This window comes from Pseudomonas mandelii (assembly GCF_002251635.1).
GTDB classification, from domain to species: Bacteria; Pseudomonadota; Gammaproteobacteria; order Pseudomonadales; family Pseudomonadaceae; genus Aquipseudomonas; species Aquipseudomonas mandelii_B.
In genome coordinates this window covers 1-14,294 of the sequence record NZ_NMOJ01000017.1, presented here as the reverse complement: position 1 = coordinate 14,294, position 14,294 = coordinate 1, and the positions used below count along the sequence as shown (strand labels likewise).

13 protein-coding genes and 1 pseudogene are annotated in these 14,294 nt (G+C 61.1%); 9 read left to right on the top strand and 5 right to left on the bottom strand.

From position 1 onward, the window contains the following. Positions 1 to 100 precede the first annotated feature (100 nt). Both B7L09_RS02890 and B7L09_RS02880 read right to left on the bottom strand, forming a co-directional pair. Positions 101 to 820, bottom strand: coding sequence for a FadR/GntR family transcriptional regulator (locus B7L09_RS02890; RefSeq protein ID WP_094467649.1), 720 nt, complete (start codon positions 818 to 820; stop codon positions 101 to 103). A gap of 183 nt (positions 821 to 1,003) precedes the next feature. Further along, positions 1,004 to 2,740: an IlvD/Edd family dehydratase gene (locus B7L09_RS02880; RefSeq protein WP_094467647.1), complete on the bottom strand. Its 1,737-nt coding sequence runs from the start codon at positions 2,738 to 2,740 to the stop codon at positions 1,004 to 1,006. A gap of 193 nt (positions 2,741 to 2,933) precedes the next feature. On the opposite strand from B7L09_RS02880, the gene B7L09_RS02875 reads away from it, so the two are divergent. The 9 genes from B7L09_RS02875 to B7L09_RS02840 all read left to right on the top strand — a co-directional run bounded on the left by B7L09_RS02875 (position 2,934) and on the right by B7L09_RS02840 (position 9,895). Further along, a complete protein-coding gene (locus B7L09_RS02875) occupies positions 2,934 to 4,256 on the top strand; it encodes an MFS transporter (protein WP_094467646.1) in 1,323 nt (440 codons plus the stop codon). Between the two features lie 142 nt (positions 4,257 to 4,398). Then, positions 4,399 to 5,391, top strand: a complete 993-nt coding sequence (gene araD1, locus B7L09_RS02870) for an AraD1 family protein (protein WP_094467645.1) — start codon at positions 4,399 to 4,401, stop codon at positions 5,389 to 5,391. Positions 5,392 to 5,402: 11 nt separating this feature from the next. Then, positions 5,403 to 6,983: an aldehyde dehydrogenase (NADP(+)) gene (locus tag B7L09_RS02865; protein WP_094467644.1), complete on the top strand. Its 1,581-nt coding sequence runs from the start codon at positions 5,403 to 5,405 to the stop codon at positions 6,981 to 6,983. Positions 6,984 to 7,183: 200 nt separating this feature from the next. Next, entirely contained in the window at positions 7,184 to 7,480 is a 297-nt protein-coding gene (locus B7L09_RS02860; RefSeq protein WP_094467643.1) for a DUF5629 family protein, read from the top strand. Continuing rightward, complete coding sequence (locus B7L09_RS02855; protein ID WP_094467642.1) at positions 7,467 to 8,642, top strand: lactonase family protein; 1,176 nt, start codon at positions 7,467 to 7,469, stop codon at positions 8,640 to 8,642. The genes B7L09_RS02860 and B7L09_RS02855 overlap by 14 nt, the downstream gene beginning before the upstream one ends. A 155-nt stretch (positions 8,643 to 8,797) precedes the next feature. Further along, the gene (locus B7L09_RS02850; protein WP_094467641.1) at positions 8,798 to 8,977 is read left to right on the top strand and encodes a hypothetical protein; all 180 of its coding nucleotides are present in this window, start codon (positions 8,798 to 8,800) and stop codon (positions 8,975 to 8,977) included. A 210-nt stretch (positions 8,978 to 9,187) separates the two neighbouring features. Then, positions 9,188 to 9,313 (top strand): hypothetical protein, encoded by a 126-nt coding sequence (locus B7L09_RS32205; RefSeq protein ID WP_255141673.1) that lies wholly within the window; start codon positions 9,188 to 9,190, stop codon positions 9,311 to 9,313. 115 nt (positions 9,314 to 9,428) lie between these two features. Beyond that, positions 9,429 to 9,641: a hypothetical protein gene (locus B7L09_RS02845; protein ID WP_094467640.1), complete on the top strand. Its 213-nt coding sequence runs from the start codon at positions 9,429 to 9,431 to the stop codon at positions 9,639 to 9,641. Beyond that, positions 9,638 to 9,895, top strand: coding sequence for a hypothetical protein (locus B7L09_RS02840; protein ID WP_094467639.1), 258 nt, complete (start codon positions 9,638 to 9,640; stop codon positions 9,893 to 9,895). The genes B7L09_RS02845 and B7L09_RS02840 overlap by 4 nt, the downstream gene beginning before the upstream one ends. Positions 9,896 to 9,920: 25 nt before the next feature. Here the strand turns inward: B7L09_RS02840 and B7L09_RS02835 are convergent, their stop codons facing one another. The 3 genes and pseudogenes from B7L09_RS02835 to B7L09_RS02825 form a co-directional block, all read right to left on the bottom strand. Next, entirely contained in the window at positions 9,921 to 10,517 is a 597-nt protein-coding gene (locus B7L09_RS02835; RefSeq protein ID WP_094467638.1) for a glutathione S-transferase, read from the bottom strand. Beyond that, positions 10,514 to 14,155 carry an SbcC/MukB-like Walker B domain-containing protein gene (locus B7L09_RS02830; protein ID WP_094467637.1) on the bottom strand — a complete coding sequence of 1,214 codons (3,642 nt, stop codon included), beginning with the start codon at positions 14,153 to 14,155 and terminating at the stop codon, positions 10,514 to 10,516. Before B7L09_RS02830 ends, B7L09_RS02835 begins: the two co-directional genes overlap by 4 nt. After that, a pseudogene (locus B7L09_RS02825) lies at positions 14,152 to 14,294 on the bottom strand (exonuclease SbcCD subunit D); the annotation flags it as partial. The pseudogene B7L09_RS02825 and the gene B7L09_RS02830, both read right to left, overlap by 4 nt.

The window sequence follows — 14,294 nt, the reverse complement described above, 5'->3', positions numbered from 1 at the left end:
TAGAAAAGCCGCAACCTGGGTTGCGGCTTTTTTACATCTGAGGATTCACACAACCCTTTGTAGGAGCCGGCTTGCTGGCTCCTACAGGGGATTGCGTTGGTTAAGAGGGATCCGTGCCGAGCACGACGTTCAGCGCACTGCGCGCATCGTCGAGCTGAACGAGGGTCGCATGCCGCGCACCCAGCGCATCGCGGTTCTCGATCGCTGTAAGGATCGCTTTGTGCCTAGGCAGCGCCAGTTCATGCAGGTTCGGCCGCTGGTTGGAATGCTTCAATGCTTCGGCGATTGCCACCGACAGCATGTTGCACAGGTTGGCCAGTAGATCGTTGTGGGTCGCATCGGCGATGCGGCTATGGAAATCCAGGTCCGGCTGCAACAGCGCTTCAGGCGTCGGCGCGGCTTCCATGCGTTGGTAGGCTTCACCGATGGAGGCGATGTCCGCATCGGTTGCGAACTGCGCGGCGAGGGCGGCAGCAGCGGGTTCGATGATGCTGCGCACGCTGGTCAGTAAATCGAAGAACTCATTCTGCGGACTGCTTTGCATCAGCCAGTGCAGCACATCCGGGTCGAGCATGTGCCATTCCTTGCGCTGCTTGACCACGGTGCCGACCCGCGGACGGGAATACACCAGGCCTTTGGCAACCAGCACCCGGGTGGCTTCGCGCAGCACCGGGCGGCTGACCGCGTACTCCTCGCACAACAGGGCTTCGGCGGGCAGTTTGTCACACGGTTTGAAGCGCCCGGAAACGATCTGCATGCCCAATTCCTGGACGATGCGCGAGTGCATGCTTTTGCGGTCGGAGGGTTTGCGGTAATCCATGGGGAACGGCGCGATCCTGTGCGATGGAGATGCCGCGCATGATAACAGGCGCGGCGCAATCTTGAGGCAAGTGCAAATCAAATGTGGGAGCGAGCTTGCTCGCGATGGCGGTATGTCAGACACCATAGATGTTGAATGTCAGGCCGCTTTCGCGAGCAAGCCCGCTCCCACAGGGGGATTTGATTAGTGAGAGTGGCGGGGCACTTCGGAGCCGCGGCAGCCGACCAGGAAGTCGAAATCGCAGCCCTGATCCGCTTGCAGCACGTGGTCGATGTACAGCTGACGGTAGCCCCCGACGATCAGCTTCTGCGGCGGCGCCAGGTCGGCCATGCGCGCGGCCAGCTCTGCGTCGGGGATGTCCAGGTGCAAACGCCCNTTGGCGCAATCGAGTTCAATCCAGTCGCCTTCCTTCACCGTGGCCAGCGGGCCGCCGGCAGCGGCTTCCGGCGCCACGTGCAGCACCACCGTGCCGTAGGCGGTGCCGCTCATGCGCGCGTCGGAAATACGCACCATATCGGTCACGCCCTGGGCCAGCAGTTTGGCCGGCAAACCCATATTGCCGACTTCGGCCATGCCCGGGTAGCCCTTGGGTCCGCAGTTTTTCATGACCAGGATCGAGTTGGCATCCACGTCCAGCGCCGGGTCGTTGATGCGCGCCTTGTACATGTCGAAGTCCTCGAACACCACCGCCCGCCCGCGATGCTGCATCAATTCGGCACTGGCTGCGGATGGCTTGAGCACTGCACCNAGGGGCGCGAGGTTGCCGCGCAGCACGCAGATGCCACCGTCAGCGCGGATCGGGTTGTCGAGGGTGCGGATCACTTCGTCCTGGCCGTAGATCGGCGAGTCCTTGGTGTTCTCGCCCAGGGACTTGCCGTTGACGGTCAAAGCATTCGGGTGCGGGATCAGGTTGGCTTCGCCGAGGCGGCGCAATACCGCTGGAAGGCCGCCGGCGTAGTAGAACTCTTCCATCAGGAAGCGCCCGGACGGTTGCAGGTCGACAATGGTTGGCATGCCGCGACCGATGCGGGTCCAGTCATCGAGGTCGAGCTCGACGCCGATACGCCCGGCAATGGCTTTCAAGTGGATCACCGCGTTGGTCGAGCCGCCGATGGCCGCATTCACGCGGATCGCGTTTTCAAACGCTTCCTTGGTGAGGATCTTCGACAGCTTCAAGTCTTCGCGCACCATCTCCACCGCGCGCATGCCGGACATGTGCGCCAGCACGTAACGCCGCGCATCCACCGCCGGGATCGCCGCGTTGTGGGGCAGGGAAGTGCCCAGTGCCTCGGCCATGCACGCCATGGTCGACGCGGTGCCCATGGTGTTGCAGGTGCCCGCCGAGCGCGACATGCCACCCTCGGCCGCGAGGAAATCGTCCAGGGTAATCGTGCCGGCCTTGACCTGTTCGCTGAGCTGCCACACCACGGTGCCCGAGCCGATGTCCTGGCCCTTGTGCTTGCCGTTGAGCATCGGCCCGCCGGTGACCACGATGGCCGGCACGTCGCAACTGGCCGCGCCCATCAGCAAGGCCGGGGTGGTTTTGTCACAGCCGGTCAACAGCACTACGCCGTCGATGGGGTTGCCGCGAATGGCTTCTTCCACATCCATGCTCGCCAGGTTGCGGGTGAGCATGGCGGTGGGGCGCAGGTTGGATTCGCCGTTGGAGAACACCGGGAATTCCACGGGGAAGCCACCGGCCTCGATCACTCCGCGTTTGACGTGCTCGGCAATCTGGCGGAAATGCGCGTTGCACGGGGTCAGCTCAGACCAGGTATTGCAGATACCGATGATCGGTTTTCCGTGGAACTGATGGTCGGCGATGCCCTGGTTCTTCATCCAGCTGCGGTACATAAAGCCGTTCTTGTCGGCGGTGCCGAACCACTGGGCGGAGCGGAGGGCGGGCTTNTTATCAGACATGATCGATTCTCTTATTGTATGACTATATTGTTCGAGCTAAGGCGTAACATAAGCGCAATTTCGCCGCTTTGGAAGTGTTGTTGGTTAATTAGTATTACTATATAGTCGCTTTCAACGGAGGGATGGCCCTGGCTGTTTTCAGCGAGAGGCGTCCCCCGAGGTTCTATAAAAACAACAATCGGAGATCGACCCCATGAGCCAGGAACTGCGGCTTATTCGGCGCATCACGCTGAAACTGATTCCCTTCCTGATCCTGCTGTACCTGATCGCCTATGTGGACCGCTCGGCAGTGGGCTTTGCCAAGTTGCACATGGGCGCCGACGTCGGTATCGGTGACGCCGCGTATGGCCTGGGCGCGGGGCTGTTCTTCATTGGCTACTTCCTGTTCGAGATCCCCAGCAACCTGATGCTCGACCGCTTCGGTGCCCGGCGCTGGTTTGCCCGCATCATGCTCACGTGGGGCGCCATCACCATCGGCATGGCATTCGTGCAGGGCCCCCACAGCTTCTATGTGATGCGCTTTTTGCTCGGCGCGGCGGAAGCCGGGTTCTTTCCGGGCGTTCTCTACTACATCACCCAATGGTTTCCGGTACGCCATCGCGGCAAGATTCTCGGGCTGTTCATCCTGTCCCAACCCATCGCGATGATGATCACCGGCCCGGTGTCCGGCGGCTTGCTGGGCATGGACGGCATTCTTGGGCTGCACGGCTGGCAGTGGCTGTTTATCGTGATCGGCACCCCGGCGCTGCTGCTCACCTGGCCCGTGCTGCGCTACCTTCCGGACGGCCCCCAGCAAGTCAAATGGATGGACCAGGCCGAGAAAGACTGGCTGACCGGCGAGCTGAAAAAGGACCTTGAGGCCTACGGCCAGACCCGTCACGGCAATCCGCTGCACGCCCTGAAAGACACACGCGTGTTGTTGCTGGCGCTGTTCTACCTGCCGGTGACCTTGAGCATTTATGGGCTGGGGCTGTGGCTGCCGACGTTGATCAAGCAGTTCGGCGGCAGTGACCTGGTCACCGGGTTCATCTCCGCGGTGCCGTACATCTTCGGCATCATCGGCCTGCTGATCATCCCGCGCAGTTCCGACCGTTTGAACGACCGCTACGGCCACCTCGCCGTGCTCTATGTGCTCGGCGCCATCGGCCTGTTCCTCAGCGCCTGGCTGAGTGTGCCGGTGCTGCAAATGGCCGCGCTGTGCCTGGCGGCGTTTGCGCTGTTTTCCTGCACGGCGGTGTTCTGGACCTTGCCGGGCCGGTTCTTTGCCGGTGCGAGTGCGGCGGCGGGCATTGCGCTGATCAATTCGGTGGGCAACCTCGGCGGCTACATCGGTCCGTTCGTGATCGGTGCACTGAAGGAATACACCGGCAACCTGGCCTCGGGGCTGTACTTCCTGTCGGGGGTGATGGTGTTTGGGTTGGTGTTGACCGGCGTGGTGTATAGGTTGCTTGAACGTAAGCATGTTCTGTCGGCCGACCAGTTCGCCGCCAGTGCCCGAGGCGCGACCCGTACCTGACACACATTTTGTGATCCCCNGTGGGAGCTAGCCTGCTAGCGATGGCGGACCGTCAGTCACATTAACGTTGGATGTGCCGCCATCATCGCGAGCAGGCTCGCACACACTNGCCAGTGGTGTTTTGAATAACAGGAGAAAATCCATGCGTTTAGTGCAGTTCGAACTGAGTAACGGCGAGCGTCGCGTAGGCGTCGTCGAGGAGGGGCTGATCCGCGAAGTGCAGGATGCGCGCACCGTCCGGGACCTGGCCCTGGCGGCGATCGAGGCAGGCGTCAATCTGCAGCAGCAGGTGAAAGCCCTGGGCCTGGGCATTAGCCATGACTACGCAGAGCTGCTGGCCCAACTGCGGATCCTCCCTCCGCTGGATCACCCGGACCCGGCGCACATGTTGATCAGCGGCACCGGCCTGACCCACCTGGGCAGTGCTTCGGCGCGAGACAAGATGCACAAGCAAGTCGGTGACGACAGCGCCATGACCGACACCCTGCGCATCTTCAAATGGGGCGTGGAGGGCGGCAAACCCGCCGCCGGCCAAGCGGGCGTACAACCCGAATGGTTCTACAAGGGCGACGGCAGCATCGTCGTGCGTCCGGGCCAGCCATTCCCGCTGCCACCCTTTGCCGAAGACGCGGGGGAAGAGCCTGAACTCAGTGGTCTCTACGTCATCGGTCACGACGCCAANCCTTATCGCCTTGGCTTCGCCGTAGGCAACGAGTTTTCCGACCATGTGATGGAGCGCAAGAACTACCTGTACCTGGCTCACTCCAAACTGCGCAGTTGCAGCTATGGCCCCGAATTGCGCGTGGGCGAGTTGCCCCAGCACCTGGCGGGCACCAGCCGCATCCTGCGCGACGGAGAAGTGATCTGGCAGAACGAATTCCTCAGTGGCGAGGCCAACATGTGCCACAGCCTGGAAAACCTCGAATACCACCACTTCAAATACCGCCAGTTCCTCACGCCGGGCGATGTGCACATCCATTTCTTCGGCACTGCGACCCTGTCCTTTGCCGACGGCATTCGCACCCGACCGGGTGATGTGTTCGAGATCAGTCAGGCCGAGTTCGGCGCACCGTTGATCAACGGGATCGCACCGGTTGAAGCAGCGTTCGAGCCCGGCACCGTCGGCACCCTTTAAAGGAGACACCCATGACCCGGATTCTTGGTCACAACTACATTGGCGGCCTGCGCAGCGCGACCGGCACCGTCAAACTGCAGAGCGTCGATGCCAGCACCGGCGAAGCCTTGCCTCATGATTTCTTCCAGGCCACGCCTGAGGAAGTCGATGCGGCGGCCAAGGCCGCTGCGGCGGCTTACCCGGCTTACCGCAGCCTGAGCGCTGAACGTCGCGCGCAATTTCTCGATGCGATTGCCGATGAACTCGACGCCTTGGGCGATGACTTCGTCGCGGTGGTCTGCCGCGAAACGGCATTGCCGGCCGGACGTATTCAAGGCGAACGCGGGCGCACCAGCGGGCAGATGCGTCTGTTCGCCAAAGTGCTGCGTCGCGGTGATTTCTACGGCGCGCGAATCGATCAGGCCTTGCCGGATCGCCAGCCGCTGCCCCGTCCGGACCTGCGTCAATACCGCATCGGCCTTGGGCCCGTCGCGGTGTTTGGTGCGAGCAACTTTCCGTTGGCGTTCTCCACCGCAGGGGGCGACACCGCGTCGGCGCTGGCCGCCGGTTGCCCGGTGGTATTCAAGGCTCACGGCGGCCACATGGCCACTGCCGAACTGGTCGCTGATGCGTTGATTCGCGCGGCGGAAAAAACCGGCATGCCGGCCGGTGTGTTCAACATGATCTACGGCGGCGGAGTCGGCGAAGCGCTGGTCAAACACCCTGCGATTCTGGCGGTCGGTTTTACCGGTTCACTGAAGGGTGGCCGCGCGTTGTGCGACATGGCTGCCGCACGTCCACAACCGATCCCGGTGTTCGCCGAGATGTCGAGCATCAACCCGGTGATTGTGTTGCCCCAGGCGTTGCAGGCTCGCGCNGACACCGTCGCCCGTGACCTGACCGCTTCGGTGGTGCAGGGTTGCGGTCAGTTCTGCACAAATCCCGGTCTGGTCATCGGGATTCGCTCGCCGCAATTCAGCGCGTTTGTGCAGCAGGTGGCAGGCCTCATCGGCGATCAGCCGGCGCAAACCATGCTCAATGCCGGGACGTTGGGAAGCTATGGCAACGGCCTGCAAAAACTCCTTGCTCACCCGGGCATCGAGCATCTGGCCGGCAGCCCACAGCAAGGCAATCAGGCGCATCCGCAGTTGTTCAAGGCTGACGTCAGCCTGTTGATCAATGGCGATGCAGTGCTGCAGGAAGAAGTGTTCGGCCCGACCACGGTGTTTGTCGAAGTGGCGGATCAGGCGCAACTCAGTGCCGCGTTGAACGGCCTGCACGGGCAGCTGACGGCGACGATCATTGGTGAGCCGGCGGACTTCGAACAGTTCGGCGAGCTGACGGCGTTGCTGGAGCAAAAGGTCGGACGGATCCTGCTCAATGGNTACCCNACCGGTGTTGAAGTGTGCGATTCGATGGTCCACGGTGGCCCATACCCGGCGACCTCCGATGCCCGTGGCACATCGGTGGGCACGTTGGCGATTGATCGCTTCCTGCGGCCGGTGTGTTTCCAGAACTATCCCGACAGCCTGCTGCCAGAACCGTTGAAGAACGCCAACCCGCTGCGAATCCAGCGTCTGGTGGACGGCAAGTCTTCCCGCGACGCCCTCTAACAGCCAAGCACAATCCCTGTGGGAGCGGGCTTGCCCGCGATGACGGACTAACCATCAACAACAATGTTGACTGTTCAATCGCTATCGCGGGCAAGCCCGCTCCCACAGTATTTAGTGTCATCAGCAAGTTTTGTGACCGGCACAAACCCGCCCCCACATTGAGCTATCATTGCGTCTTTCCCATTCAAAGATTGACTGCCATGACTGCCGCAACCGACACCTTGCTCGCCACCCTCGAACACTGCGATATGGTGGAAATCGACGGGCTGCACGCCTTCGAATTCTCCCTCGATGAAGACGACAATCTGCACATCGAATGCCTCGACGGTCGCGTGTCAAAACACTGGGAGTTCACCCCGGCCGAGGTCGAGGCCGCAACCTTCGATCCAACCCTGCAAAGCTGGCTGATCACCGGTGCTTCCGGCGAGCACCGGTTGGTGTGCATGACCGCATTTCGCGGTGATGACGACGAGGAAGAAGAGCGTGAGGATGCATAAGCTCTGGCCATTTTTGATGGCCGGCAGCATCGGCGCGATGGGCATTGAGGCTGCATCGGCCGACGACTATCAGTTGCTGGTCGGTTCCTACACGGCGGGGCAGAGCGAGGGTATTTATCGCCTGAATTTCGACAGCGCCACCGGGCAGATCAACCCCAAGCCGCTGCAAGTGGTCACCAGTGAAAATCCGTCGTGGCTGACCGTTTCCAAGGATCAGCAGCGCCTGTTCGTGGTCAACGAGAACGGCCCGGGCCAGAAAGACCCGGTCGGGCGCGTCAGCAGCTACAGCATTGACCCGCAGAGCCATCAGCTCACCCTGATCAACCAGGTGCAGAGCCTGGGCAACGAGCCGACCCATTCGAGCCTCAGCGGTGACGCCAGTCATTTGTTCGTCAGCAACTATTCGGTGGTTGAAGATCCGGGTGGCACGCTGGCGGTGTTGCCGGTGGGCGCCGATGGCACGCTCAAGCCGGTGGTGCAGCTGAGCAGTCACCCGTCGAGCCGGGTCAATCCCGAGCGGCAGATGTCGGCGCATGTGCATTCGACGGTTTCCTCGCCGGACGGCAAGTACGTGTTCTCCAATGACCTGGGCGCCGACAGGATTTTTGTCTACCGCTTCGATCCGAAGGCCAACCCGCAGCTGCCGCTGGTTGCCGCCACCCCGGCGTCCGTCCAGTTGCCCGCCGGCAGCGGGCCGCGCCACTTGCTGTTCAGCGCCGATGGCAAGCATGCCTGGCTGACCACCGAGATGAGCGCTCAGGTTGCGGTGTTCGATTACCAGAACGGCAAGCTTGAGCAAACCCAGATGGTTGATCTGGCCGCGGGCCAGCCTGTCTCCGACAAGGCCGCCGCTGCGCTGCACGCCTCGGCCGATGGCAAGTTCCTCTACGTCAGCTACCGTGGCACCGCCAATCAGCTGCTGGTGTTTGCCATCGATCCTGCGACCGGCCACCTCAAGGAGCTGCAGCGTCGTTCGGTGGAAGGTGATCACCCGCGCGAGTTCAGCCTCGACCCGAGTGGCCAGTTTTTGCTGATTGCCAATCAAAAGAGCAACCAGATTGTCGTGGTCGAACGCGATGCCAAGACCGGTCTGTTGGGTAAAACCGTACAGAAACTGCCGATGGATGCCCCGAGCGACCTCAAGTTCCTGGTGCGTCATTAGGCCGCAGGCCCCGGTTGATGGGGCCTGCATCCTTGTATTAATGAGGCTGATATCTGCTAATGCTACAAAAGATTTCAAGGCGCCAACCACGAGGGTTAAGTTTGCTCCACGGCCCCACCGGGCAAGCAAGCCAACTGAATCCGAGGAATACCGCCATGAACTTCAATCTCTTCTCCGTCATCGCCGCTTCTGCCATCTCCGCCACCGTTGCTCTGCCAGCCAGCGCCAGCGTTGAAATCAGCGACAAAAAATCCCACACCCAGAGCTACACCCAGAAATACCTGCAACAGAGCGCCAACTTCTACGCGGCACTGGATCACAAGACCCAAGCCTGAAATTCAAGCCCTGCACCTTTTATGCAGGAGCGAAGTCACTTGCGCCGATCGGGCTGAAAAGCGTCGAGAAACCTGAGTGATGTCGCTCCTGCATAACGCGTTTACGACAGCATCACATTGCCATCAATCAAGCGCTTGATCTCACATAGCCACGCGTTTAGATTTGACGCTGAGTTTTTGACTCCTTTTCTAATAACAAGGATCGACAGCATGGCGATGCGTCTGGCAGTGGTTCTTCTGTTTCTCTATTCCACCCCCATTCTTTCGGCTGCCCAGCCCGTTCCAGACGAGCCGGATGCGGCCCGCGAGCGCTTGATGAGTTTTATTGAAGACTGAAATAGACTGGCTTAATGATTAACGAAGCTGATGGTGACTATGGAAAACCCTGAGTGGTTGTCACCGCTTTTTTGATCGATTCTGTGGGCTCTGAAACATGCCCACGGAGAACACCATGGCCAGCTCAATCATCACTTCTGCCAAATACGGCGCCTACCTGGCCATAGGTCTTTACGTGGCCCTGGTCTTGGTCGTCAGCGTTTCGTCTCAATTGCAGCACACCGTTGAAGCACCCATTCAGGTCGCTTATCCCGCCATCCAGTTCGAACACCGCGCTCAAAACGTGCAGGTCGATCACGAGGACTTGGCGGGAGTGGCGGGGGCATGAAAGGGGGCAAACTCTGGGTCATCGCCTTCTTGGCGTTCATGACCAATGGCGCATCCCTGTTGGGGATAGGGCAGGGTTCAGCAGGTTCCGTTGCGCGGTCCATCGAAGCCAATCACAACCTGGCGCGAAACATTGAAACCGCAAAATCGCTTGGGCTGCTGGCAGGCAATCCGCCTATCAAGCGCCAAGACGATTTTTTCGGGCCGTTCCAGGTGGATTGCTCGGTGCTGGAAATGTGTGAAGTGTTCGCCTAAGAGCCAGCGGCCACTGGGTGTTCGATTACTTCTGCATCACGCCTACAAACAACGTCGACTCCAAAAACCGCTGCAACCACGCCTGCAACCGCACATAAGGCGTCTGCCCGAACCACTCGCGATCGACATGGGCGAATTGCCGTATGAACGGCATCAATGCCACATCCGCCAGACTCGGATGCCCGCCCAGCAAGTAGTCGCGTCCCTCCAGCAACTCATCCAGCTTGCGCAAGAACACCTCACCCGCAGCACGATAGGTTTCCATCGGCTGCTCGGGGTAACGCTCGGCGTACTTGTAGCGATTCAGATGCACCTTGAACGCCTGATCGTTCTCTTCGATCAACGCGACCATCAGCTGTTGCCCGGCAGAATCATCCTTGAGCAACCAGTCCTGCGGGTCGTTCTGCGCCAAGGCCCAGTGCATGATCGCCAGGCTTTCATCGATCACCTGACCGTCGACACTCAGCACCGGGACCGTGCCCTTGGCCGAGAGCTCGAGCATCTCGGCAGGCTTTGCTTTCAGGCTGACCTCGACAATCTGTACCGCAACGCCTGAATAGCGCAGGGCCATGCGCGCTCGCATGGCGTAAGGGCAGCGGCGGAACGAGTACAGCTTGCTCACTTGACCTCCAGGGTGCTCAAGCCATTGCCCTGGCGCTTGACCTGGATCTGCACCGGGATGCGCTCGTGCATTTCCTGCACGTGAGAGATCACCGCCACCTTGCGGCCTTGTGCCTGCAGGCCGTCCAAGGCGTCCATCGCCAATTGCAGCGATTCCGGGTCGAGGCTGCCAAAGCCTTCGTCGATAAACAGCGACTCGATTTTCAACGTACTCGACGCCATCGACGCCAAGCCCAGCGCCAGCGCCAGCGACACCAGGAACGTCTCGCCGCCCGACAACGANTGCACCGAGCGCAATTCGTCGCCCATCTCCGTATCCATCACCAGCAACCCGAGCATGCTGCCGCCACGCTTGAGACGGTAGCGGCGCACCAGCTGGCGCAGTTGCACGTTGGCGTGGTGCACCAACAGGTCGAGGTTGTAGGCCTGGGCGATCTTGCGGAAGGTGTCGCCGGTGGCCGAGCCGATCAGCGCATTCAGGCGTGCCCAGCGCTGCCACTCGTCATACGCCTTGGCGATATGCTCGGCCAACACTTGGTTGGCATTCTGCCGACGCTGATCCTCGGCCTGTTCGGCACGCAGTTCGGCGCACCGGTGTTCGCTGGCGGCGAACAGGTTTTGCAGGTCTGTCAGAGCCGTGGCGAGTTGTTCGGCGTCGAGATTGCCATTGTGTTGCGCCTGATGATTGAGCAGGCGCTGATCCCGTTCCTGCAAGCGCACGTTGGCCTGTTCGATGGCTTTTTCGCTTTGCTGCAAGTGCTGTCGCAGTTCGCTGATTTGCTGGTCGTCGACGCTCAGCAGCGCTTCCAGTCCGCCATCGTCGAGCTCTGGATGCAAGGCGCGCCAGTCGGCAATCTTTGCGCTCAGGTCGCGGTCTTCGGTTTCCAGGGCCAGCAGGCGCTCTTGTCTGGCTTTGAGTTCAGCGGCCAGTTCGACTAACCGCGTGCGCACGGTTTGCAGTTCCTGATGGGCCGTTGCCTGGGCATTGCGCGCCTGTTCGACGGCTTGATCCAGTCGCTGTTGCCAGTGTTCGGCGCTGCTGTGTTCGCCCAGCAATTGCGTCAGCCGTTCCTGGCAAGCCTGCTGTTGCTCGGCAAGGACGGTGAATTGCTGTTGCGCCGCTTCCAGTGCCTGGGCGCGGGCCAGTTGGCGGTCCTGTTCTTTTTCCAGTGTCTGTTGGCGTTGTTGCTGTTCACTGAGCTCATCGCGTTGCTGATCGAGTTGCTCCAGGCGCTGGGCGATCTGCCGGTCGAGTTGCATGAAGGTCGCGGCGGGTTCGTTGCGCAAGGCCTCCAGTGTCTCGCCCGGGAGCAGGGTGCTGAAGGCGCTCAGCTCTTCGTCCAGGCGCTGGCGATCACTGCCCAGCTCACGCTGTTGGTTACTCAAGTGCTGCGTCGCTTGCTGGCTTGCCGCTTCGGCACTGCGCAGTTGTTGCTGAAGGCGAGCCGCGTCCTGTTGCAAGGTGAGCAGGGCGGTTTGCCGTTGTTCATCCTGGGTGATGCTCTGGTTCAACTGGCTGTTTTGCTGCGCCAGCCAACCGTCTCGTTTGCTCGCGTCCTGAGCCAGCAGTTGCGTCGACAACGAATGCGCTTCGAGGCTCGGCGTCAGGCCTTGTTGCTGGGTGGCGAGTTGCTCCTGCTGCTGCAGGAACTCCTTTTGCTGGGCGATCAAACCGCCGACTTCGCCACGCAAATCGGTGAGTTTCTCTTTCAGCAGGTCAACGGCCTTCTGCGCGTTGGCCTGCTCGCTTTCATCGTGGCGACCGAGGCTTTGCAGTAACGCTTCGGGTTGATGATAAGGGTGGTCGGGGCTGCCGCAGACCGGGCAGGGCTGATCGTCCTGCAACTGTGCGCGCAGTTCTTCGACGCTGGCGCTGCGGGCCAGACGCTGACGTTCCAGTAGTTCGCGAGTGACGGTGAGGGTCTGTTCGGCGACGACCAGGTCGTTCTTGGTCTTCACACCGTCCTGGGTCAGGCGATCACGTTCCTGCTGAGCGCTGAGCTGGCGTTGCGAAAGCTCGGCGCTGCGCTTGTCGATCTCCTGCTGGCTGGCCCACAGCCGTGTCAGTTCTTCAAACGCCCGCAGTTGTTTGCGGTTGTCCTGCAACAGGTTGCCCAGCAGCTGGATCTGTTCGGCCACGGCTTCGGGCTCGGCACCGGCCTCTTTATAAAGCACTTCCAGATGCTGCTTTTGAGCCGCCAGTTCTTCGCCGGCACGTGCGGCGCTTTGCTCAAGGGCTGCCAGTTCAGCCTGGCCCTTGTTCAAGCGATTGCCGATCAGCATCAGCTGTTGCAGGCGATCACGGTAGGCATTCCACGCCTCGCTCAACGGCGCTAAATGCGTGCTTTGCTCAAGCTCCCCGGCAATCCGCTCCAGACGTGCAGCCACCTGTTTTTGTTGCTCGAGCAGGCCCTGAATCGTGTTCTGCCCTTGAGTGCTGGCCAGTTCCGCCTGTTGCTTGTGCTCTGCACTCACACTGACGTCTTTGACCAGCCGGGCGAGGGTGCTTTGCTCTTCAAAGGCCTGGCGCAGCAACGGAGCTTTTGCCGTGTGTTGGCGTTGGGCTTCGACCAGCGCGGTCTGCGCAGCGCTCAAGCTCTGTTCGAGTTGCGCCTGCCGCTCGCTCAACTCGGCTTGCTGTTGGGTGTGCTGCTGAATCTGCGCCGCCAACGGGGTGAGCTGGGTGGTGAGTTCAGTCTTGCGGGCGAACTGGTGCCGTTGCGGGGCCAGTTGCTCCAGGCGAGTCAGCTTCAACCGCTCGCCGGCCAGGCTTTCCCAATGCTGCCGGGCGCTGGTCAGCTGTTCGGTGGCGCTCTGTTGCTCGTCCTGCAATTGCCGCAGGTCCTTGAGCCAGGTGTGCTGCAATTCAAGCTGTTTGAGCTGCGCTTGCTGGGTCTTGAGTTGCTGCTGCGCCTCGTTGAAGCGCTCATCCAGCTCAGCCCGGGCTTCGGGGGACAGCGGCGTCACGCCCGTGGCCTGGTCCTGCAACAGCTTGTGCGCTTCACGCGCCTCTTTGGCCTTGTCGAAGGCGCGACGGCCCAACTGGGTGTAGAGCGCGGTGTCGGTGAGCTTTTCCAGCAGCTCGCTGCGCTCGTTATCGTTGGCCTTGAGGAAGGCACTGAATTCGCTTTGCGCCAGCAACACCGCGCGGGTGAACTGTTCGAAATTCAGGCCCAGGGCCAGTTCTAGCTGGGTTTTGAACTCGACTTTCTGACTGGCCAACAACTGATCCTGATCGATGTCGCGCAGACTCTGACGGCTGGCTTGCAGCTTGCCGCCGGCCTTTTCCCGGGCGCGATTGGCTTCCCAGCGCGCGCGGTAACGACGACCGCTGATGCCGACGAAATCCACTTCCGCATAGCCTTCGCCGGTGCCACGACGCAGCAAGGTACGCGGGTCGCCGGTGCTGATTTCGCCATCGGCGTCCGGTGCCTTGGCAGACACCTGGGCGTTGCTCAACCGAGGAACGGTACCAAACAGGGCGAGGCACAAGGCGTCGAGCAAGGTGCTTTTGCCCGCGCCGGTCGGCCCGGTGATCGCGAACAGGCCGGCACTCGCCAAGGGCTCGGCGGTAAAGTCGATTTCAAACGGGCCTGCCAGGGAGGCGAGGTTTTTCAGGCGGATGGCGAGGATCTTCATGGCTGTTCGCTCTCCATCTGCACATCCTGCAACAGCTCGGCAAAGTCCTTCAGCGTTTGCTCATCGACCTCGCTGCCGTAGCTGTCCTGCCAGGCGCGACTGAACAGCTCCTGAGGCGTGAGCTGGTCNAGTTCAATCA